This window comes from Sporosarcina ureae, from assembly GCF_029267015.1.
In the GTDB taxonomy this organism is placed as follows: Bacteria; Bacillota; Bacilli; order Bacillales_A; family Planococcaceae; genus Sporosarcina; species Sporosarcina ureae_D.
Genome location: NZ_JARIEA010000059.1, coordinates 44,096 through 64,901, shown reverse-complemented (window position 1 = coordinate 64,901; position 20,806 = coordinate 44,096). Strand labels below are relative to the sequence as shown.

21 protein-coding genes are annotated in these 20,806 nt (G+C 41.9%); 11 read left to right on the top strand and 10 right to left on the bottom strand.

The window, feature by feature from the left end; genetic code table 11:
• Positions 1 to 28 precede the first annotated feature (28 nt).
• Together pgeF and Q7P97_RS09255 are read right to left on the bottom strand one after the other, a co-directional pair.
• Positions 29 to 790, bottom strand: coding sequence for a peptidoglycan editing factor PgeF (gene pgeF / locus Q7P97_RS09260; protein ID WP_303968914.1), 762 nt, complete (start codon positions 788 to 790; stop codon positions 29 to 31).
• Positions 787 to 1,920: an amidohydrolase gene (locus Q7P97_RS09255; protein ID WP_303968913.1), complete on the bottom strand. Its 1,134-nt coding sequence runs from the start codon at positions 1,918 to 1,920 to the stop codon at positions 787 to 789. The genes pgeF and Q7P97_RS09255 overlap by 4 nt, the downstream gene beginning before the upstream one ends.
• Positions 1,921 to 2,463: 543 nt before the next feature.
• Between Q7P97_RS09255 and Q7P97_RS09250 the strand changes: the two genes are divergently transcribed.
• Together Q7P97_RS09250 and Q7P97_RS09245 are read left to right on the top strand one after the other, a co-directional pair.
• Complete coding sequence (locus tag Q7P97_RS09250) at positions 2,464 to 3,945, top strand: BCCT family transporter (RefSeq protein ID WP_099624901.1); 1,482 nt, start codon at positions 2,464 to 2,466, stop codon at positions 3,943 to 3,945.
• A 190-nt stretch (positions 3,946 to 4,135) separates the two neighbouring features.
• Positions 4,136 to 5,692, top strand: coding sequence for an ABC-F family ATP-binding cassette domain-containing protein (locus Q7P97_RS09245; protein ID WP_303968912.1), 1,557 nt, complete (start codon positions 4,136 to 4,138; stop codon positions 5,690 to 5,692).
• 109 nt (positions 5,693 to 5,801) lie between these two features.
• On the opposite strand, the gene Q7P97_RS09240 is transcribed toward Q7P97_RS09245, so the two are convergent.
• Positions 5,802 to 6,668, bottom strand: a complete 867-nt coding sequence (locus Q7P97_RS09240; RefSeq protein WP_303968911.1) for a LysR family transcriptional regulator — start codon at positions 6,666 to 6,668, stop codon at positions 5,802 to 5,804.
• 114 nt (positions 6,669 to 6,782) lie between these two features.
• Here Q7P97_RS09240 and Q7P97_RS09235 point away from each other — a divergent pair, with 114 nt between their 5' ends.
• From Q7P97_RS09235 to Q7P97_RS09225, 3 genes are all read left to right on the top strand, one after another.
• The gene (locus Q7P97_RS09235) at positions 6,783 to 7,478 is read left to right on the top strand and encodes a CoA transferase subunit A (protein WP_303968910.1); all 696 of its coding nucleotides are present in this window, start codon (positions 6,783 to 6,785) and stop codon (positions 7,476 to 7,478) included.
• A gap of 15 nt (positions 7,479 to 7,493) precedes the next feature.
• On the top strand, positions 7,494 to 8,144 hold the full coding sequence (locus Q7P97_RS09230; protein WP_099693300.1) for a 3-oxoacid CoA-transferase subunit B: 651 nt from the start codon (positions 7,494 to 7,496) through the stop codon (positions 8,142 to 8,144).
• A gap of 69 nt (positions 8,145 to 8,213) precedes the next feature.
• Positions 8,214 to 9,146: a 3-hydroxyacyl-CoA dehydrogenase family protein gene (locus Q7P97_RS09225; protein ID WP_303968909.1), complete on the top strand. Its 933-nt coding sequence runs from the start codon at positions 8,214 to 8,216 to the stop codon at positions 9,144 to 9,146.
• A 41-nt stretch (positions 9,147 to 9,187) separates the two neighbouring features.
• Here Q7P97_RS09225 and Q7P97_RS09220 read toward each other — a convergent pair whose 3' ends face one another.
• From Q7P97_RS09220 to Q7P97_RS09205, 4 genes are all read right to left on the bottom strand, one after another.
• Positions 9,188 to 10,195: a FecCD family ABC transporter permease gene (locus tag Q7P97_RS09220; RefSeq protein ID WP_303968908.1), complete on the bottom strand. Its 1,008-nt coding sequence runs from the start codon at positions 10,193 to 10,195 to the stop codon at positions 9,188 to 9,190.
• Positions 10,192 to 11,199: a FecCD family ABC transporter permease gene (locus Q7P97_RS09215; protein ID WP_303968907.1), complete on the bottom strand. Its 1,008-nt coding sequence runs from the start codon at positions 11,197 to 11,199 to the stop codon at positions 10,192 to 10,194. Before Q7P97_RS09215 ends, Q7P97_RS09220 begins: the two co-directional genes overlap by 4 nt.
• A gap of 71 nt (positions 11,200 to 11,270) precedes the next feature.
• Positions 11,271 to 12,203, bottom strand: a complete 933-nt coding sequence (locus tag Q7P97_RS09210) for an iron-hydroxamate ABC transporter substrate-binding protein (RefSeq protein ID WP_303968906.1) — start codon at positions 12,201 to 12,203, stop codon at positions 11,271 to 11,273.
• Between the two features lie 3 nt (positions 12,204 to 12,206).
• Positions 12,207 to 13,001: an ABC transporter ATP-binding protein gene (locus Q7P97_RS09205; protein WP_303968905.1), complete on the bottom strand. Its 795-nt coding sequence runs from the start codon at positions 12,999 to 13,001 to the stop codon at positions 12,207 to 12,209.
• Positions 13,002 to 13,122: 121 nt separating this feature from the next.
• Between Q7P97_RS09205 and Q7P97_RS09200 the strand changes: the two genes are divergently transcribed.
• Positions 13,123 to 14,169 carry an NAD(P)/FAD-dependent oxidoreductase gene (locus Q7P97_RS09200; RefSeq protein WP_303968904.1) on the top strand — a complete coding sequence of 349 codons (1,047 nt, stop codon included), beginning with the start codon at positions 13,123 to 13,125 and terminating at the stop codon, positions 14,167 to 14,169.
• 24 nt (positions 14,170 to 14,193) lie between these two features.
• Here the strand turns inward: Q7P97_RS09200 and Q7P97_RS09195 are convergent, their stop codons facing one another.
• Positions 14,194 to 14,835, bottom strand: coding sequence for an MOSC domain-containing protein (locus Q7P97_RS09195; protein ID WP_303968990.1), 642 nt, complete (start codon positions 14,833 to 14,835; stop codon positions 14,194 to 14,196).
• A gap of 118 nt (positions 14,836 to 14,953) precedes the next feature.
• Positions 14,954 to 15,286, bottom strand: coding sequence for a DUF5658 family protein (locus Q7P97_RS09190; protein ID WP_303968903.1), 333 nt, complete (start codon positions 15,284 to 15,286; stop codon positions 14,954 to 14,956).
• A gap of 220 nt (positions 15,287 to 15,506) precedes the next feature.
• Between Q7P97_RS09190 and Q7P97_RS09185 the strand changes: the two genes are divergently transcribed.
• The 4 genes from Q7P97_RS09185 (at position 15,507) to Q7P97_RS09170 (ending at position 18,208) form a co-directional block, all read left to right on the top strand.
• Entirely contained in the window at positions 15,507 to 15,869 is a 363-nt protein-coding gene (locus Q7P97_RS09185) for a GntR family transcriptional regulator (RefSeq protein ID WP_198166270.1), read from the top strand.
• Positions 15,869 to 16,777, top strand: coding sequence for an ATP-binding cassette domain-containing protein (locus Q7P97_RS09180; protein WP_303968902.1), 909 nt, complete (start codon positions 15,869 to 15,871; stop codon positions 16,775 to 16,777). The genes Q7P97_RS09185 and Q7P97_RS09180 overlap by 1 nt, the downstream gene beginning before the upstream one ends.
• Entirely contained in the window at positions 16,749 to 17,501 is a 753-nt protein-coding gene (locus tag Q7P97_RS09175; RefSeq protein ID WP_303968901.1) for a hypothetical protein, read from the top strand. Before Q7P97_RS09180 ends, Q7P97_RS09175 begins: the two co-directional genes overlap by 29 nt.
• A gap of 131 nt (positions 17,502 to 17,632) precedes the next feature.
• A complete protein-coding gene (locus Q7P97_RS09170) occupies positions 17,633 to 18,208 on the top strand; it encodes a hypothetical protein (RefSeq protein WP_303968900.1) in 576 nt (191 codons plus the stop codon).
• Positions 18,209 to 18,266: 58 nt separating this feature from the next.
• On the opposite strand, the gene Q7P97_RS09165 is transcribed toward Q7P97_RS09170, so the two are convergent.
• Positions 18,267 to 19,118 (bottom strand): dimethylarginine dimethylaminohydrolase family protein, encoded by an 852-nt coding sequence (locus Q7P97_RS09165; protein WP_483315744.1) that lies wholly within the window; start codon positions 19,116 to 19,118, stop codon positions 18,267 to 18,269.
• Between the two features lie 203 nt (positions 19,119 to 19,321).
• Between Q7P97_RS09165 and nhaC the strand changes: the two genes are divergently transcribed.
• Positions 19,322 to 20,770 (top strand): Na+/H+ antiporter NhaC, encoded by a 1,449-nt coding sequence (gene nhaC, locus Q7P97_RS09160; RefSeq protein WP_303968898.1) that lies wholly within the window; start codon positions 19,322 to 19,324, stop codon positions 20,768 to 20,770.
• The last annotated feature ends 36 nt before the right edge of the window (positions 20,771 to 20,806 follow it).

Below are 20,806 nucleotides of genomic sequence, written 5' to 3'. Positions count from 1 at the left end.
CAGTGGGGATAGGCTCCTCACTGCATTTTTAGGTTGTTCGTTTGATAAAACTGACATGACGGCCTGCCTGCTTGTCTTGTCGATAAGAAAAGCCGTGTGGACTCAGATACGTACAAGTACGATTGATCATAATTTGAGCATCGGGTATCCCTGCAAGCTCGCACTGCTTTTTCACGGTCAGTTGATTATCGATCTGATATTTCTTAGTATCCTGATTATAAGAAATCCACTCGTCAGCATAGCGAAGCTCGTGGAATTTTTTATAGACATCCTCATCCACTTCGAATTTCTCCTGACTAAGTGCTGCACCAATTTGGACATGAATATGACTCATATCGCAGTTCTCGTGTTGCTGTAAGTGGCGGAATAACTTCAAAGTAATTTCTTTCACAGTGCCTTGCCACCCCGAATGAATGGCTCCGATCAATGTGCTATCGTCACTGTAAAATAAGACAGGCACGCAATCTGCCGTTAAGCTGCAAAGTACAATGTCGGGTTCAAAGGTATACAGAGCATCGGTGTCAGCTATTGCCGTATCTTGCCGCAACGCACCTTTCCCTCGATCTTGAGTTGTCACTTTATGAAAGTTTGCGCTATGTGTTTGATTGGCAAATACGAAGTCTTCCACTTCACACTGCAAATTGCGGGCCAACTCTTGACGATTATGCAGTACGTTTTTCTTGGAAATACATGCGTGCAAGGCGGTGTTGTTGCATTCGGGTTCACTACAAACCTTCATCGTCATGCCAAGTAGTAAATTGTCATGTTCTTGATAGACGATAGTTTTCATAACTCTTGATCCGCATTCAGCAATAGTTGGGTTAATATTTGTGCGCCATAAATTAAGGCGTCTGTATTGAACGACATCTGCGGATGATGTAAGCCTGGTTTCAAATCACAACCAAGTCCAATCATCGTGGCAGGAATATCAGGTGTTTTCCACGTGTAGAAGTGAAAATCTTCTGCCCCTTGAGAAATACAAGGACCCTCTACATTTTCTTCACCCAGTACAGAACCAATTGCTTGCTGGGCTAGTCGTACAGCCGTTGCATTTTCTGTAGCAGCAGGGGAATAGCCTTCTTCTTCATATGTAATCTCTGTCTCTGTCAACGCAGCAGTGTGTTGGATGATGTAGCGAGCTTTTGCCAGTAAAGCATCCATCGTGTCATTCGTTTCGGCGCGAACATCGAGCGTAAATCGCGCACTGGCTGGTATAGAGTTGCTCGTCTCGCCGCCATGTAACTCTGTCATTTTGATGGAAAACTTTTTATTTCCAAGTAATCTGATTTGACGCAGTGACTGGATGAGAGAACTCGCTGCTTCAATTGGATTATTGCCTTCTTCAGGTCTCGCCGCATGCGCTGGTGTGCCCGTAATCATTCCTACAATGGTCGCTGATGAGCCATGCAAGATTACGGGTGCTGATTTACCGAAAGGAACTTCCGTGTGAGGACGCACGTGCAAGCCGCCTAGAAATAATACATCATCGAGCACGCCTTCTTTCATCATTTGCAACGCGCCTTCTGCTAACTCTTCTGCTGGCTGGAAAATGAAGCGGATGGTATGATGCAAATTCTCTTCAACTTTCTTTAAAGCGAGTGCCGTATATAGCGTCATCGTACTATGTGCGTCGTGTCCGCAAGAATGGTTGGCTATCACTTCACCATGGACTTCCTGTACTAATGCATCCATATCAGCGCGCAACGCAATAACACCTTCCTCTTTACCAGCGATCTCCGCAATAAATCCATGATGCCCTGTATACGTAGTAACAGTCAATCCTGCAGACGAAAGCTTATCTTGTAAATATCGGGATGTCTGCTGTTCTTGCCAGCTGGGCTCAGCGATGGCGTGTAGTTCTTTATAGGTTTGTAGGAGTTGATTCTTATGCTGTTCAATGTAGGTTATTGGGTTAGTCATTTGATTTGCCTCTCTTCCATAAAGTTGTATATCTTAAAAGTAAAACATACCGACTAGGAAATCACAAAAAAATAATAGTAAATCTTCATAAATAAATTGACTTTTCAAAACGCTTACTCGAGAATAGTAAAGTAATACTAAGCTTATTAACTAAAGGAGGAAGGGTTATGAAACGCTTAGTAATTGCAATGAGTATGTTAGTAGGTTAACTCTACCTAGACGCATATTCATAGACAAGTTACATTCAATGAAAATGAAAAATAGAGTTGTGTAAGAAAGCATAAGAAATATTCCACGAAGATGCACCATGGGTTCCGTTGGTGCACACGAAACCATCTATTAGTTTTCCTAAGTAAAGTCTTTTTAAAAGTGTGTATAAAAAAGTTGAAATTGCATAAGTGTATAAAAAACGTGATACTGTAAGGTTTTGCTTATGCTGTATACTGATTTCATCAAATAAATAGTGCATATGTGTTTGATTTTCATCTGTTTTTACAGTATAGTGTAAACCTGCTTGTGCAATTCATCTATTAAGGGGGAACTATGAAGAAAATTTCAAAAGTATTTTACATTACTATTGTGTTAATCGTAATAGCGGTTGGCTATGGAGTAATAAATCCAGTCCATTTTGAGGAAATTACGTCAGCTGGTAAAGCTTTTGTAGCATCTACTTTTGGTTGGTACTACATGTTGATCATGACAGCGCTATTGTTACTTAGTATATTTATGATATTCAGCCCATACGGTAAAATTCGTTTGGGAAAAGATACAGATCGTCCGCAATTCTCTACAATAACATGGATCGCGATGCTGTTCTCGGCTGGGATGGGAATCGGACTAGTGTTTTATGGTGCCGCAGAACCTTTATCCCACTATGCAGTACCTGCAACTGAGGACGCACTAACACCAGCTGCTTTTAAAGAGTCCATGCGGAAAACATTTTTACACTACGGTCTACACATCTGGGCTCTCTATGGAATGGTCGCTTTGGCTTTGGCATACTTCCAGTTTAGAAAAGGTGAACCGGGCCTAATTTCGGCAACGTTGAAGCCGATCTTTGGAGAAAAAGTTAAAGGTCCTTTAGGGACTGTTATTGATGTACTTGCAGTATTTGCAACAGCATTCGGTGTAGCAACATCACTCGGATTGGGTGCCGTTCAAATTAACGCAGGTTTGGACTACTTATTTGGTTTCACGATAGGTATCCAGTCACAAATTATTATCGTAACCGTCGTAACTGTTCTATTTATCGGATCAGCTTGGTCGGGACTAAGTAGAGGGATTCGCTATTTGTCCAATATCAACTTAATTTTGGCGGTAGCACTTTTGGGATTAATCCTAATTCTTGGACCTACGTTACTCATCCTGAATATGTTCACTGATACTGTAGGTGGCTATTTTACACATCTCATCGATATGAGTATGGGTACGGCTCCACTTAACGGAGAAAATCGTGGATGGTTAGATGGATGGACAATCTTCTACTGGGCTTGGTGGATTTCTTGGTCACCATTTGTCAGTATGTTCATTGCACGTGTTTCTAAAGGACGTACGATTCGTGAATTTATGGCAGGCGTTTTGCTTGTTCCTTCATTCTTCGGTTTCCTATGGTTCTCTACATTCGGTACAACAGCAATTGAAATGCAGAACAATGGAATAGCAGATTTGGCGTCATTGGATATTGAAGTTGTCGCATTCGAAATGTTTAATGCCATGCCATTTTCATTAGTTTTATCACTGTTTGCAATTCTTTTAGTTACGTCGTTCTTTATCACATCGGCTGACTCAGCAACTTACGTGTTAGGTATGCAGTCGACGTATGGTTCGTTGACGCCACCAAACTCTGTGAAGGTAATCTGGGGCATTATTGTTTCGACAATCGCATTGATTTTGCTTTCTGCAGGTGGACTTCTTGCATTGCAAAATACGATTATTATAGCGGCCTTGCCGTTCTCGTTCGTTATTTTATTGATGATGTATGCGTTGTTCAAGTCAATGAATGAAGAGTTATATAAAATGAAATAAAAGTGAGGGACATGCGGGTTTGACTGCATGTTCCTTTTTTGTTTAGATTGTACGTTGGGGGATGTGGTAAGGCATCGTTTCGCTGCGTTTATATACTGTTTTTTCATTTCTTAAGCAATTGCACGTTGAGAATGGTAAAATAGCGTATACAGATTTTATTGAAACAATTGAAAAGGAATAGGTGTACAGTATGAGTTTATTAACAGTAAAAAATATTAGTCACGGTTTTGGTGATCGTGCCATTTTTGACGATGTTTCATTTCGTTTATTATCGGGTGAACATATAGGATTAGTTGGTGCAAATGGAGAAGGAAAATCTACATTCATGAATATTATTACGCATAAGCTGGAACCTGATGCAGGAACGGTCACATGGTCCAAGCGTGTGCGTATCGGTTATTTAGATCAGCATGCCGTTTTGAAGCAAGGGATGTCCATACGTGATGTACTACGCACAGCGTTTCAGTACTTATATGATATGGAGACGGAAATGAACGATCTTTTTGCGAAGATGGGTGAAGTAGAGCCAGATGAACTGGAAGGTTTGCTTGAAGAGACTGGACAAATTCAAGATTCATTGGAGCAAAGTGGTTTTTATATGATTGACGCCAAGGTAGAAGAAGTGGCAAATGGACTTGGATTGAACGAGTTTGGATTGGATACTGACGTGAACGCTTTGAGCGGGGGTCAGCGTACGAAAGTATTACTGGCTAAACTGTTACTTGAAAAACCTGATATCCTATTGCTCGATGAGCCAACGAACTATTTGGACGTGGAGCATATTGAGTGGTTGCGTACGTACTTACAAGAGTATCCTGGCGCATTCATTTTGATCTCTCATGATATTCCGTTCCTGAATAGTGTCATCAACTTGATCTATCATATGGAAAATCAACAAGTCACTCGTTATCCAGGAGATTACGACGAGTTTTTGCGTGTGCATGAAATGAGACAGCAACAAGTCGAAGCGGCTTATAAAAAGCAACAGAAGGAAATCTCTCATCTGAAAGATTTCGTTGCACGCAATAAAGCCAATGCTGCAACTAGCCGGATGGCAACATCAAGACAGAAGAAGCTAGATAAGATGGATATTATTGAGTTAGATTCAGAGAAGCCGAAACCTCATTTTGATTTTAAAACGGCAAGAACCCCCGGAAAGTACTTATTTGAAACGAAAGATTTGGTCATTGGATATGATGAACCTTTATCCAAACCGTTGAATCTTATCATGGAACGTGGACAGAAGATTGCTTTGGCAGGGGCTAATGGTATTGGTAAAACCACATTGCTAAAAAGTATTCTCGGGGAAATAAAAGCTCTATCAGGTAAAGTAGAGCAAGGCGAGCATCTCTCGATCGGATACTTTGAACAAGAAATGAAAGCCGATACGGATAACACCTGTCTAGAAGAGATTTGGAGTGAGTTTCCACATCTTGCTCAATATGAAGTGCGTTCGGCTTTAGCGCGTGTTGGATTAACGACAAAGCATATTGAAAGTAAAGTGAAAGTATTGAGTGGGGGAGAACGTGCGAAGGTGCGTCTTTGCAAACTAGTAAATAGTGAAACGAATTTATTAGTTTTGGATGAGCCGACCAATCACTTGGATTACGATGCAAAAGAAGAACTAAAACGTGCATTGAAAGAATACAAAGGAAGTATCTTGCTGATTTCACATGAGCCGGAATTTTATGAAGGTATCGTATCTACTATATGGAACGGGGAAACTTGGACTACGAAGATGTTCTGAGCAGACCAATTTGTTCCACGTGAAACAAAAACTCCAGCCGGTTATTTGGTTTGGAGTTTTTCGCGTTCATTCACGAATCATCAGATAAGAGAGAGATACGTTTAGCAGATCAAAACATCTGCATAAACTTCTTTAATGCGAATGAATGATAGCTATTCTTTTTTGTAACAATGCCAAGCTTCCACAATAAATCAGGCTTCTGGAGAGGGATCATGACGATGTTTTCATTCGTGACTTTTGTTGAGATCGATTGAGGAAGAAGTGTAATACCAAGTTTTGCTGCAACTAATTCAATAATTAAATCCCATTGCGAACTTTCGTAAGACACGGTCGGATTGAAACCTGCATCTTTGCATGCACTGATGATATTGCGGTGCAATGCAAAGCTTTTGGAGAATAGTATAAGAGATTCATCTTGTAAATCGGATAGTGCGATAGAATCAAGCTGTGCAAACGGATGGTCTTTATGTACAAAAAGAAAAAACTTATCAGATATAAAAGGCTGTACATTGAAGAGATCCGTATTTGTAGGCAGCACGACGATACCCACGTCAATTTGTCCTTTTTCAACAAGTTCTTCGACAATACGAGCCCCATGCTCATGTAGCTCGATTTTAATATGAGGATAATTCTCTGAAAGGTTTTTTGCAATTTGCGGGAAAAATAATGTGCCAATCAAAGGTGGCATACCAATCTTGATATCCCCTGAAACACCTTCTGCCAGGCCTTCTAGCATGATAGGAAGTTCGCTGATCAATTGAACGATTTGCTGGCCTTGTTCATATACAATATTCCCCGCATCTGTCAGTCGAAGACCACGAGTAGAGCGGTTAAACAGTACGACATTCAATTTTTCTTCAATCTTTTTCACCGATTTACTTAAAGAAGGCTGGGATATATATGAGTGTTCAGCTGCTTTTGTAAAACTTAGGTGGTTAGCCACTTCTATAAAAGCATGAAAGTCTTTAAGTTCCATGATCATCCGACCTTTCTTTATTCCAATCGGGAATAAAATTCATTCAATATATTCATTTTACATATAAGTCAGAACTCTGTACACTATTACTAAGAGTCTGAAGGAGGTTATAGTATGAGTAAAGTGATGAATTCATTTATGGAAGCGATTTCAGATATTCAAGATGGTGCTACGCTGATTGTGGGAGGCTTCGGCTTATGTGGTATTCCCGAAAAGTCGATCGAAGCATTATGTGATAGTGGTGTAAAGAATTTAACGGTAGCTAGTAATAACTGTGGAGTAGATGATGCAGGTCTTGGTAAGTTGCTAGTAAATAAACAGATTAAAAAGATGATTGCTTCCTATGTTGGAGAAAATAAGATGTTTGAAAAACAGTTCCTAAATGGAGAGCTAGAAGTAGAACTAAGTCCTCAAGGTACGCTTGCAGAAAGAATCAGAGCAGGCGGTGCGGGGATTCCAGGATTCTATACGGCAACGGGAGTAGGTACACCGATTGCGGAAGGCAAGGAAACAAAAGAATTTAACGGTAAGACCTATCTGCTTGAACAAGGTATCGTTGGAGATTTTGCGCTTGTTAAGGCGTGGAAGGCTGACACACTTGGAAATCTGGTGTACCGCAAGACGGCTATGAACTTCAATCCACTGGCTGCAACTGCTGGTAAAATTACGATTGCAGAAGTAGAGGAAATCGTTGAAGCTGGCGAACTTACTCCGGAAGAAATTGATACGCCGGGTATTTATGTTCAGCGTGTACTTCTTGGGACAGATTATGAAAAGCGCATTGAACGCCTAACAGTGAGAAAAGCGTAAAAAGGAGAGATGAACATGACGGAAACACGAAATACGATCGTAAAACGTGCGGTAGAGGAAATTCAAGATGGTATGAACGTGAACCTTGGAATCGGTATGCCCACACTAGTAGCAAATGAAATACCTGATGGCATGACGGTATTATTACAGTCTGAGAATGGGTTGCTTGGTATCGGACCTTATCCGGTAGAAGGGCAAGAAGATGCGGATTTAATCAATGCGGGAAAAGAAACTATTACGACAGTTCCCGGTTCATCCTTCTTTGATAGTGCGGAATCGTTCGCGATGATCCGGGGCGGACATATCGACTTGGCGATTCTAGGTGGTATGGAAGTTTCTGAACAAGGAGACTTGGCCAACTGGATGATTCCGGGGAAAGTTGTGAAAGGAATGGGCGGCGCGATGGATTTAGTTGTTGGCGCTAAACGCGTGGTAGTCATCATGGATCATGTCAATAAACACGGTGAATCAAAGGTTAAGTCTACGTGTTCGTTACCGTTAACAGGTCTAGGCGTTGTAGATCGACTTATCACTGACTTGGCTGTATTTGATTTCACGGATGATGGTATGGTACTGGTTGAAACGTTTGCTGGTGTTACTATAGACGAGGTCAAAGAAAAGACAGAAGCATCCTTTACGATTTCATCTGATTTTAAGACTAGATAATATAAGTGGACGATACCCTTTAGTGCAGGTATCGTCCTTTGCATTCAAGTAATGAGTAGGGGGTAGACTATGGAAAGAATAGCGATTATAGGCTCCGGAACGATGGGTCATTCCATTGCTCTAAGTGCTGCATGGGCTGGATACGATGTGACAATGTACGGTATAGCTGTTAAAGAACTAGAGCATGCTCTTGCAAGTATCGATAGCAAGTTGCAAGTGCTAACAGATAATGACTTATTGGCAATTGAAGAAGTGCAGTTAGTAAGAGACAGAGTAACTATAGTCACAACAATGGAAGAAGCGATAAAAGATGCGACGTTCATTATCGAAGCAGTACCTGAACGTTTGGAGTTGAAGCAGCAGATTTTTAAACAATTGGACGAGCTTTGCGATCTGACAGTTATTTTGGCAAGTAATACATCAGCAATCAGTCCCACTGATATCGCTTCTAAAACCAAACATCCTGAACGTACGGTGATCACGCATTTTTGGCACCCCGCACATTTAATCCCATTAGTTGAAGTAGTTCGCGGGTCGAAAACAAATGATGAGACAGTCGAACGTTCTATGATGTTAATGACCGAGATGAATAAAAAGCCCATTGAGGTCAAAAAGGAAGCACCCGGTTTCGTAGGGAATCGTTTGCAGTTCGCTTTGTTACGTGAAGCACAGCATATTTTAGAAGAAGGCATCGCGACAAAAGAAGATATCGATGCAGCGGTGCTTTACAGTATCGGTAGAAGATTACCTATCACCGGACCATTTCTATCTGCAGATATGGGTGGCTTAGATGTGTACACGGATATATCGAATTATTTATACAAGGATTTGTCGAACACAAAACAATCTGCGTCTAGTATGCAAGAATTATTGGATGCAGGTGATCTTGGAAGTAAAACGGGCAAGGGATATTATGAGTGGAGTGCCGAATTTACGGAAGAGAAGAATACAGAACGAGAAAAAGAACTGATTCGTTATGTTAAAAAGGATCGAGGGATATAATGAAAACGCCAGAACTCCCATAAAGGGAATACTGGCGTTTTTCATTTCTTCAGCAATAAATAGCAAAAATACGGTGCGCCGATCAATGATACGATGATACCCGCGGGAATACCGCTAGGATCCAGAATGTTTCGTCCGATCGTATCAGCAAGCAATAGCAGAAAACTACCAAGTAGAATTGCGATAGGTAAATTTATGCGATGGCGCGGTCCGACCAGTGATTTGGCAATATGGGGTGCCATCAGTCCGATGAACGCTATGCCGCCTGTTACGGATACCGCAGAGGCCGCAAGAGCTACTGCAGTGAGTAATAACACAATACGCTCGCGTTCGATGGATACGCCAATTCCTGTAGCGACCGCTTCATTCAATCCCAACATATCGAGTCGATGTGCTTTAAACAAAGCGAAAGGAATCAAGAGTAGTAACCAAGGAGCAAGCGCCCATATATAAGGCCAATCAGTTCCCCAAATGTTTCCTGCTATCCATCTTGATATGAAATCTACCTTTTCCTGATCTGCAGAAGAAGTTAGTACGACCATCACGCCTGAGAGTGCCATCGAGAATCCAATACCAACCAACACCAGTCGCATAGGCTGTAAACCGGTTTTTCGGCTATACGCGAAAAGGTAAATTAGAATAGACGTGATAATTGCTCCAGCAAATCCTACTAACGGTAGCAAATAAGCAAATGCACCGGCTTCGATCGGAACAAACAGGAAGAAGATCGCAATCGCGACCCCAGCTCCGGAGTTAATGCCGATAATACCGGGATCCGCGAGGTCATTCCGTGTAATGCCTTGTAAAATAGCACCTGACAAAGCGAGAGCCGCACCAGCGAGTAATGTGATGATTATCCTTGGTAGGCGAATAGAAAACAGCACAAACTCCTCTTTAAACGTGCCTTGGCCGAAAAGGGTAGGAAGTAACCGACTCCACTCAATAGATGCATAGCCTAAACCAATAGCAAGAATACTTAAAGAGATAATTAACGCAATGAACACGACAACTAGAATTCGCTGCTTTCTTTTGACATATGGAAGAATCATGAGAAAGCACGACCTCCCTTGCGTACGATCAATAGGAAGAACGGTAATCCGATCACTGCGATCAACGCGGCGACAGGCGTTTCAAACGGCGCTTGCAACATGCGTCCGACCGTATCGGCAAGCAACATGAATGCAGCACCGATAATTGCTGAAACAGGGAGGATGAATCGATAATCTGTTCCTACAATAGCCCGCACGATATGAGGAATCATCAAACCGACAAACGCCAAGTTGCCGGCCAACGCCACAGCAGCCCCAGCCAATAAAATAATAATGATAAACAACATGACTTTTATTTTGAACGTGTTTTGTCCAAGCCCAATCGCTACTTCTTCATTTAGGCTTAACAATGTCAATTGACGTGATAATAGGAGTGCAACGAGAATTCCAATCATAATAACAGGTGCAATCGTCTGAAGTTGCCCCCATGATGTGCCGATCAATCCACCAGCCGTCCACATTGCCACGCCCTTTGAAATCTTAAAATACAAGCCAACACCTTGTGCAATGGCAAATAGAAATGTAGAAACCGCTGCTCCAGCTAATACGAGGCGAATGGGTGCAAAGCCCCCACGCTTTGCGGATGCAATGCCGAAAACGATCAGCGCACCGACAGCAGCCCCTATGAAGCAAGCCGTCATGATGCCGAAGTAATTAATCGTTGGAATGAATGCAAGTGCAATCGCAAGTGCTGCATTCGCTCCAGCCGTCAGCCCGAGCAATCCAGGATCGGCCAATGGGTTTCGTGTCATGCCTTGCATGATAGCTCCAGAAACGGCCAAAGCAGCACCTACAAACACGGCACCAACTTCACGTGGGAAACGAATTTCTTTCAGTATCAAAATGTTACTCTCTTGACTTGTCGTGAATGAAAGCAAGACGTCTTGCCATGAAGTGTGAGCGGCACCAAGCTTCATGGCAAATAAGAAACTGATTAGTAATAGTATTGCACTGGCAAAAAGTTTGAGACTAAACGGAATAGCTTTTCTAACCGGTTTTTCCATCCTTTTTATCCGCTCCTTTCTTGTCATGAAAAAAGGGGTTCTTCAATGAAGAAGAGCCCCATCTTGTTTAATTACTTAGTTCCTAAAAAGCTTTCGATAAAGAAATCGAGCTGATTATCAAGTGTATAGGCGTCGTTGAATGAGAATTCTGCTGTGTTTACCTGATAGACTTGATCGTTTTTGACAGCGGGAATACTCTTGTATGTTTCTGTTTCCAAGAATGAATTATCACCTGTGTCGCTTTTACTCAAGATGATATAATCTCCAGCAAATTCAGGCAAAACTTCTGCAGATAGCGCATAATATCCGTCTTTCTCAGTCATCTCTTTTACTTTTTCAGGCATAGCCAACTTCATTTCCTGATAGAGAATTTCTGTTCCTCTACCCCAGTTATCGCCGAAGACGTAAATTTGTTTGTCGAACTCTTCGATAACGGAAACCGTCGTATCTTCTCCGATCTTCGCTTTAATATCTTCTCCAGCTTGCTTAGCACGTGCTTTAAATGCATCTACCCATTCTGTCGCTTCTTTTTCTTTGTTCAGTAATTTACCGATTTCAATCTGTTGTGTTAAGTAGTCTACTTTGCCATATGTATACGTAACAGTAGGCGCGATTTCTTTGAATTTATCAATGTTCTTGATAGTAGATAGTCCAATGATTAAATCAGGATCTAGTTCGATGACTTTTTCGACATTCTCATCCGAAACTTCTTCAACATCTTTCAGGAATGAATCAAAAGCAGGATTATCTTTTGACCAAGATTCTGCTCCTACTAAGTTAACACCCAATTCATGCACAGTACCAGCAAAACTAGACAATACGACAACGCGTTGTGGATCGGCCGGTACCTCTACTGGACCTTCCTCAGATTCATACGTAATTGTGCTGCTTGTTCCTTCTTCTTTTGCAGGTGTATCTTCTTTCGCAGGTTCTTCCTGTTTATTGCCACAAGCTGCCAACGCAAGTACGATGAGCAAAAGGACAGGTAATAAAATTTTCTTCAACTGTTATTCGTCTCCTTTTAGTAGATCATATGTGATGCATAACGGTTTACCCGTTCGTGGATCCGTTCCAATTTCCGCGTCGATGCGAAATACTTCCCGCAAGATATCGGGGCGTATAACATCTTCGCACATGCCCGCACGAATAATTTCTCCGTCTTTCATCGCAATGATGAAATCGGCGAAGCGTGCTGCCTGATTCAAGTCATGTAATACCATGACGATCGTGCGTTGCTGTTCTCTATTAAGCTTTTGTAACAGTTCAAGAACTTCTAGCTGATGTGCCATATCCAAATAGGTAGTGGGCTCATCGAGGAATATAATGTCTGTCTCTTGGGCAAGAGCCATTGCAATCCAAACGCGCTGACGTTGACCTCCAGATAATGCGTCGACTTGACGATGTTTAAAATCTGTCGTATTGGTAACTTCAAGCGCCCAGTTGATGACATCCATATCGCGCGGAGTTAGACGTCCCATGGCATTTTGATAAGGAAATCTACCGTAGGAAACCAATTCTCCAACCGTCAATCCGCTGGCGGCTTCTTGTGTTTGAGGAAGAATCGCCATCTTTTGTGCAAGTTGTTTCGTCTTTTGTTTGACGATACTTCCGCCATCCAGCACGACCTCTCCAGCTTGATGTGGAATTAAGCGAGTAACGGCTTTTAAGAAAGTGGACTTGCCACATCCATTTGCTCCAATAATGGCAGTTACTTTCTGGTCAGGTATTCTTACCGATAGCCCTTTGACGATGAGGCGGTCATCATATGAAACTTGCAGATTTTCTGTGTACAAGCGAACCATTTTATGGGCTCCTACCTTTCCTACTAAATAATCATTGATAATGATTATCAGTATCAGTATAATGAAAACTATAAAATGAAATGCCAACGTTGTCAATTATTTTTTAAAGGGAGAAGATGGAATGAAACGAGATCAGCTACTGGATGTAACGGTAATCGGCGGTGGACCTGCAGGATTATATGCTACTTTTTACAGTGGATTGCGGGAAATGAAGACGAAAATCATTGAATACCAGCCGCAACTCGGTGGGAAAGTCCATGTCTACCCAGAAAAAATGATTTGGGACATCGGAGGTATTACTCCTGCGCCAGGTGCACAGGTAATCGAGCGTCTTGTGGCCCAAGGATTAACATTTGATCCTGAAGTAGTACTCAATGAAAAAATTATTAAAATTGAAAAGACAAAAGAAAACTACTTTGCTTTGCATGGTTCTTCCGGTACGATTCACTACAGTAAGACAGTAATAGTAGCGACAGGAACAGGTATATTAAATCCCCAGAAGATCGAAGTGGAAGGTGCGGAACGCTTTGAAGTATCGAATTTGAACTATACGGTAAAGTCTCTAGGACGTTTCAAAGACAAAACTGTTCTCATTTCGGGTGGCGGTAACGCAGCGATCGATTGGGCAAATGAATTACAACCGATAGCTAAAGAAGTATATTTAACTTATCGGAAAGACAATTTAAATGGCCATGAAGCGCAAGTGCGACAACTTTTGGAGAGTGGTGTTGTCTGCCACTTCAATACGAATATCACTCGGTTCATTGCGTCTGAAGATCATAGTGCGATCGAGAAAGTTGAACTGCAACATAATGACGATGGGACAGTCGTAACGATAGCAGTGGATGAAGTGATCATCAATCACGGCTATGAGCGCGATACCTCATTGATTGGCGATCAGCAGCTAGGTGTGGAGCTAACAGAGCACGACCAGATTGCAGGTACTTGCACGAGCGCTACGTCCATAGAAGGAATGTATGCGGCTGGTGATGTGCTAAGCCATGATGGCAAGTTGCACTTAATCGCGGGAGCATTCCAAGATGCAGCCAATGCCGTGAACTGCGCCAAGAAGTATATTGATCCTGAAGCGAACCAGAACGGCATGGTCTCTTCTCATAATGAACTCTTTAAAGAACGAAATCGTGAATTAGTGAAACAACTTATATAATAGAAAAAAGAACGAACCAACGATTTATCGTGTGGTCCGTTCTTTTTTAGTAGTCTGTAACTTTTCCAAACGTTTTATCAGCATATCTTTCCACTCGTCAGCTAGCGCATCGACGGCTAAAATTCGTTTTAAACCGTCCTGGTCTTTCGGACGTTGAAAGTATACTTCGTTAGCGTAAAGAATGGACACGTTGTTTGGATCACGTTGCAATAACGTAATTATAGAATTTGAATGAACGATTCCTTCTTTAACGACACGACATAAATAGCCTGTAAGTCCAGTTTTAATCATCTCTTTCATCAGACCAGGCAAACCTGTACGCTGACTGATTGTGTTACAAGGAACACGACCTTGTGTCACTTGAATGACCGCATTTCCCACTTGATAGATATCCCCTATACATACTTCATCCTCAAGCATTCCGCCTACTGTGAGATTTTCTCCAAATGTAGATGGAGACAATGTACAAGAAAACTGTTTTTCCCAAAGCGCATAGTGTTCATCTGAATACATACAGACTGCGCGGTCAGGTCCTCCATGATGCTTCGTATCCGCAATCCCGTCTCCATTGAAACCGTCCACTGAGAGAAATGCTTCATCTGCAGCCTGTTTACAAATGGCGCTCACAAAGTCTTTTCCGTCCCCTGTTTTTAATGACCGTGGCATCCCGATTGATAGCGCGTGCAATGTTCGTGCATTATTCAATCATAACCCCTTCTTTCCGCGTATTGATACAAGTAGTATACAACAAATAATAGGTATAGAAGGGGTGTTTATACGCCTGTTAGATTGCGGCCAAAATCAGCCAGAATATATGAACGAATAGCACTGTAATATAAAGAAACAATGCAGTTGTTAGCGAAATCCGTACAATTATACCCGATGCACGAATCGCCAAAATATATAAAAGAAGTAAAGGTAAGCCCAATTTCACTATATAAAATAAAGCAATACTTTGATCATACATAAACGCTACTAGCAGATTGGCTTCCTCTATATAACCGAGTCGCAGACCACAATCGGTGAAAACGGCGTCTAATAAACATAAGCAAACTAATAGAAAGGCTACATTCAATAATCTATTTCGCTGAATAGGAAAATCTTTTACTGTATTCATTTCATCCTCTCCTTACATACAGTATAAATAGCTAGCATGTGCAGAAAATGAAGCTTTTATTCATTGATCGTACTGTTTGCCAATATTTTTGTACTTTGGGATGCAAGGTCTTGAGCCTTGCATTTTTTATATTCATTTGCAAACTACTATAAAAACGAGTATAGTACATTACAACAGTAATGTACTGGGTAACCTAAAGGTGGTGAAGCTCTTGATCGACATGGATGGAGAAAAGCCGATTTATATACAAATTGCAGAATGGTTAGAGACAGAAATTATTGATGGTACGTTACAAGCGGACGATAAAGTGTACTCGCAGTATCAGTTGGCAGAGCTATTCAATATTAATCCTGCGACTGCGGGGAAGGGGTTGACAATTTTGCTGGATGCGGAACTTATTTATAAAAAACGGGGACTCGGTACATTTGTCTCCGCAGATGCACGCAATAAACTGCTAACGAAACGTAAAGACGGAACGTTGCGGCGGTTAGTACAGGAACTGCTGAATGAAGCCGCGTTACTCGGTTTGCAAGATGAACAGCTGATCGAATTAATTCAAGCAGAGCGAAAGGAGAGATCGTGATGCCGGTCATTACTCTAGAAAACGTAACAAAACGGTATCGTTCTACTACGATATTGGATCAATTGAATTTGGAGATTCGCGAAAACACCATTACAGGCTTAATAGGGCGCAACGGTGTAGGGAAGACAACACTCATGAAGATGATTGCAGGCTTCATCAAAGAGTCGGATGGGGAATTACGTGTGTTTGGCGAGCGTCCCTTTAATAGCCTTTCCGTTTCTGCAAACATGATATTTGTTGACGACATGATGGGCTTCCCCGACGCGATGACGCTAGAAGACTTACTTTTGGAGTTTAATCGCTTCTATGAAAACTGGGACGGCGAACTCGCTAAGCGTCTACTCAAATATTTTAGGCTGCCGTTAACATTGAACCATCGCGTACTGTCTAAAGGAAAACGTAGCACATTCAATGCAATCGTCGGGATCGCAGCACGTTGTCCATTGACGATGTTTGATGAACCGATTACAGGAATGGATGCCGGAGCCCGCAGTGATTTCTACCGAGCATTATTAAAAGATTATTTGGCTCACCCAAGAACCATCCTGTTATCAAGTCATCATATGGAAGAGATGGAAGACTTGCTTGAAGATATTTTATTGATCGAAGGAAAAGGCATTGCATTTCATAGTTCCATAACTGAACTACAAGAGAAGTTCATCAAGTTTCAAGGTAAAGAAAACGTATTGAAGCAGTATGCGAATCAATACGCTGTAATCCATCGAACTTCAACAGGTCCGTTGACAGAATGGATAGTTGACAATGAACATACGAAAGCAGAACTAACTGAATTAAAGCAGGCTGGAATCCGTGTGTCGGCCGTTTCAGCGAGTGAAGCGTATCTTGCTATGACAGGTCAGACGAGAGGAGGTGTAGATGATGTATTCGACACAATGGAGTATGAATGAACTTGCCACACGACAGTTTTTATTCAAACTGAATGCCAATGGCGCAATTTTCACGATGCTGATTATATTGCAGATTTTAGCCACTGTGTTCATCAGCGGTGCATTTACATCTACTTACACGAACGATTGGGGAGAGCCGATTTCCTTCGACTTCACTTCCATAACGAACGACAGTCAAGTAGGACTCACACTATTCTGGGCATTCATAGTCGGTTTCCTGTTGACGTCTGCCGCACAGCGAAATGAATCCTTTTCGTTTGTGACCAATCGTTTGACGTTTCAACTAGCTAATTTCTACTTCTTCTGTACTGCCGCGTTACTCGGCGGTGTAACGACCGTTTTACTTGGGTCGGTGATGAAGATTGTAGCGATGTTCCAAGATAATATGATTATTGAAACGTCGGGATTACTATCTTCACCACTGGATTTCTTTTCACGTATTTTTGCTATGACGGCTTATACGCTATTGCTTATGCTAGTTGGGTATACGCTCGGATCACTCATCCAATGGAGCAAATTGTTTGTCGCGCTGTTTGGAGTGATGTGGTATGCATTTACGCAGAGCACATTTGGTATAGCAGACAATGAGAATAGTGGATTGCTGTATTTCTTCCATGGGGAAACATCGATTCTATTATTCACATTGAAGATAGTAGGAGCCATTGCTGTTCTGTTTGCTATTAGCTTCTTCGTCACAAATCGCTTGGAGGTGAGGAACCCTTGATGCTTCTTACTATACTAGTACCCATAGTCCTTCTTCTAGGAGTATTGACGATTATACTGGTAACAAGGAATATGGGACGCGTACGGATAAAAAGATCCTTTCATTGGAAGTTTATTATTGGATACCTAGTGTTGTTAATAATTGGACTTGGCGTAGCGGAAACGATGGAACGGAAAGTAAAGGGTGTTAATCTTCCTGAGGCAGTGGAAAACGAAGTGGGATTTGATCTATATAGTGCGATTGTAGAAGAGTTACCAATTCCTGATAACTTAGTATTAGCAAAACGGTCGCATGAGGTGGAGGGGGAATTTTCCATCCCTTCTTTCTCCGGTGCGCATGTTCTGATCAAGCGTACACCGAGTACCAGTCGGATCATAGAAGAAACAGTCTATTCTCCCGAATTGATAGCCACGTTCAATGATGAAGAAAATACGTATTACGATTTATCCGATCAACTCAAAATCAATCTACCTGTCTGGGATAGCAAGTCCATGTCTATTCCGAAACAACCTAAAAACCATTTGGTATATACGTTTTATCATGACTCAAACCTCTTGAATCAGTTTACTGGCGAAAAGACATCTGGGTATTCCTCTGGTACTGTATCGGGTGTTATGACGGTTCACTTGTTGATTCCTGAATCAATTGAGATCGATATACCTGAGCTAGACGATGACCAAAATTACTATATAGACCTACTGGAATGAAAAAGACTGAAGCTTAATCGCCACGAACATTATGTGGGATGGGCTTCAGTCTTTCATTTTATCCGCGTTCTACCGGCATGGAACAACATCTGAACGAACCGCCTGATTTAATGATTTCAGAAAAGTCGACTTCAATGACTTCGAAACCATGTGCGCGTAAATCTTTATTCACTTGTTTGTTTTGAGGCAAACTGAATACTTTATTATTGCCTATTGAAAGTACGTTCGTACCAAGCGAGAATTGCTCATCTTCAGCGACTTCAATTAGTTCGTACGACGCGGCTAATTGATCGATCGTGTCTTGATCAAATGCTGCGGGGAAGTAGAGAGCCTTTCCTGAAGACAGGAGATTGAATACACAGTCCAAGTGCAAGTAGCGTCCGTCAAACGGAATTCGCTTGATGTAATGATCGGGCAGTTTTTCTTCGAGATTGCTGACTGCTTCCTCGGATGTACGGCTACTGATGCCGATGTAGATCGTATCGCGGTCAACAATGATGTCGCCGCCTTCCATTCGATCCGTCGCGGACTGATAGGGGATGTCTTGCGCAATAAGCCATTCTTTTAGCGTGATCTCTTCACCTTTTCGAATATTTGCGGCCAAATCGGCTATGAATACTTCATTGCCGATTGTGAAACCGATATCCCTCGTGAAGACTTGTTCTGGATATTTTTCAGAAGTAGGAAGTGTGATAACTTCTACTCCATTTTCTAGCAATAGTTTTTCAAATTCCGCATGCTGTTTCATCGCACGGGCTTTATCGATATTTTCATCTTCATACTTTTTCTGTACTTCGTTAATCACTTCGTCAATTGCCATAAACTCTGGCGGGCACAAAATGACTCTGCGTAACGTATCGTATTCCGTTATACATTTTATCGTATCTGTTTTTTGGACATTAGCTGTCAATGGCAGCGCGCCTCCCATTCTTGAAAGTACTTTATAGTATTCCCGTTATCAAAGTTTTATAAACGTATTCTATGTGAAGGGTTCGTGACTTCAGAAAACGCTTACAAATTTTGCGTTGACAAGTAATTCAGAAAACGCTTACTATAGATTAAACGACCATATAACGACATTTCGGAATTATCAGAAGATGGGTGGGGTGAATTATGGAAGCGAAAAGAGAAAAAAGAGAGATAGGTTTTTGGTGGGCTATACTGCCACTAGTATTGATGATTATAGTGATGCTTATCACCGTGGTGAAGCTAGAGCAAGGACCACATATGCCGTTAATAGTAGGTACTTCCATTGCGGCACTCGTCGCTTGGCGTTACGGTTACTCCTGGAAAGAAATCGAAGAAATGATGTACAAAGGTATTCGTTTAGCACTTCCTGCCGTCATTATCATTATGCTCGTTGGATTAGTGATTGGTTCGTGGATGGGTGGTGGGATCGTTGCTACGATGATATTCTACGGATTGAAGATCATTACACCATCTTGGTTCCTAGTTGCAATTGCGTTAATTTGTGCGCTTGTTTCGTTAGCAATTGGTAGTTCGTGGTCCACGATGGCAACGATCGGTGTAGCAGGTATGGGCATCGGGTTAAGTATGGGAATTCCAGCAGGTATGGTCGCGGGTGCTGTTATTTCAGGTGCGTATTTTGGTGATAAAATGTCCCCTCTTTCGGATACGACGAACCTTGCAGCAGGGCTGACGGGGACAGATTTATTCGATCATATTAAGCATATGTTGTATACAACGATTCCTGGTTTACTCATTGCATTGGCTGTGTTTACCTTCTTGGGAAGAAAGTTTGGATCGGGTGAAGCAGAATTATCATCGATTGCGAAAACATCACAAGTCATGCAAGAAAGCTTTATTATTTCACCTTGGTTATTGCTTGTTCCGTTGGCCGTCATTGTCATGGTCGCGTTAAAGATTCCTGCGGTACCCGCGTTAATTATCGGTATTGTGTTAGGGTTCATTTCGCACATAACTATTCAGGGCGGGACGTTTGCAGACGCTCTTCATGCTTTACAGAGCGGATTTGCTATTGAAACGGGCAATAAATTAGTTGATAACTTATTCAATGGCGGTGGACTCGATAGTATGATGTATACCGTTTCCATGACGATTGTGGCGATGACATTTGGTGGAATCCTTGAGTATTCCGGAATGCTACGTGCAATCATGCAACAATTGTTGAAAGTCGTGAAATCTACGTCATCATTGATTATTTCGACGATCGGTGCGTGTGTTCTAACCAACGCTACGTGTTCAGAGCAATACGTTTCGATTGTAGTGCCTTCTAGAATGTTTAGTAAAACCTATAAAGACATGGGATTAAGCTCCAAGAACCTGTCGCGTGCGCTTGAGGATGGTGGAACTCTGACTTCCGTATTCATTCCATGGAATACATGTGGTGTGTTTATTTTCGGTACACTTGGTGTCAGCGTTGTAGAATATGGTCCGTACGCTATTTTGAATTTCGCAGTTCCGTTATTGTCGATTGTGTATGCATTAACCGGCTTCAGCATTGTAAAAATGACATCGGAAGAAGTCGTAGAGATGAATGAACAAGAGGCACGGTTGGAGCCCGAAGTGCAAGTGGAATAATATAAAAAAGAAAAGCCGAGATTATTTCTACGGCTT

What these genes read in the sequence shown, in the direction of transcription:
- Q7P97_RS09250 (WP_099624901.1), top strand. Translation starts at nt 2,464, where the DNA reads ATGAAGAAAATTTCAAAAGTATTTTACATTACTATTGTGTTAATCGTA.
- Q7P97_RS09205 (WP_303968905.1), bottom strand. Translation starts at nt 13,001, where the DNA reads ATGGTTCGCTTGTACACAGAAAATCTGCAAGTTTCATATGATGACCGC.
- Q7P97_RS09230 (WP_099693300.1), top strand. Translation starts at nt 7,494, where the DNA reads ATGACGGAAACACGAAATACGATCGTAAAACGTGCGGTAGAGGAAATT.
- Q7P97_RS09195 (WP_303968990.1), bottom strand. Translation starts at nt 14,835, where the DNA reads ATGCCACGGTCATTAAAAACAGGGGACGGAAAAGACTTTGTGAGCGCC.
- Q7P97_RS09235 (WP_303968910.1), top strand. Translation starts at nt 6,783, where the DNA reads ATGAGTAAAGTGATGAATTCATTTATGGAAGCGATTTCAGATATTCAA.
- pgeF (WP_303968914.1), bottom strand. Translation starts at nt 790, where the DNA reads ATGAAAACTATCGTCTATCAAGAACATGACAATTTACTACTTGGCATG.
- Q7P97_RS09200 (WP_303968904.1), top strand. Translation starts at nt 13,123, where the DNA reads ATGAAACGAGATCAGCTACTGGATGTAACGGTAATCGGCGGTGGACCT.
- Q7P97_RS09215 (WP_303968907.1), bottom strand. Translation starts at nt 11,199, where the DNA reads ATGGAAAAACCGGTTAGAAAAGCTATTCCGTTTAGTCTCAAACTTTTT.
- Q7P97_RS09225 (WP_303968909.1), top strand. Translation starts at nt 8,214, where the DNA reads ATGGAAAGAATAGCGATTATAGGCTCCGGAACGATGGGTCATTCCATT.
- Q7P97_RS09245 (WP_303968912.1), top strand. Translation starts at nt 4,136, where the DNA reads ATGAGTTTATTAACAGTAAAAAATATTAGTCACGGTTTTGGTGATCGT.
- Q7P97_RS09180 (WP_303968902.1), top strand. Translation starts at nt 15,869, where the DNA reads ATGCCGGTCATTACTCTAGAAAACGTAACAAAACGGTATCGTTCTACT.
- Q7P97_RS09190 (WP_303968903.1), bottom strand. Translation starts at nt 15,286, where the DNA reads ATGAATACAGTAAAAGATTTTCCTATTCAGCGAAATAGATTATTGAAT.
- nhaC (WP_303968898.1), top strand. Translation starts at nt 19,322, where the DNA reads ATGGAAGCGAAAAGAGAAAAAAGAGAGATAGGTTTTTGGTGGGCTATA.
- Q7P97_RS09240 (WP_303968911.1), bottom strand. Translation starts at nt 6,668, where the DNA reads ATGGAACTTAAAGACTTTCATGCTTTTATAGAAGTGGCTAACCACCTA.
- Q7P97_RS09255 (WP_303968913.1), bottom strand. Translation starts at nt 1,920, where the DNA reads ATGACTAACCCAATAACCTACATTGAACAGCATAAGAATCAACTCCTA.
- Q7P97_RS09185 (WP_198166270.1), top strand. Translation starts at nt 15,507, where the DNA reads ATGGATGGAGAAAAGCCGATTTATATACAAATTGCAGAATGGTTAGAG.
- Q7P97_RS09220 (WP_303968908.1), bottom strand. Translation starts at nt 10,195, where the DNA reads ATGATTCTTCCATATGTCAAAAGAAAGCAGCGAATTCTAGTTGTCGTG.
- Q7P97_RS09175 (WP_303968901.1), top strand. Translation starts at nt 16,749, where the DNA reads ATGTATTCGACACAATGGAGTATGAATGAACTTGCCACACGACAGTTT.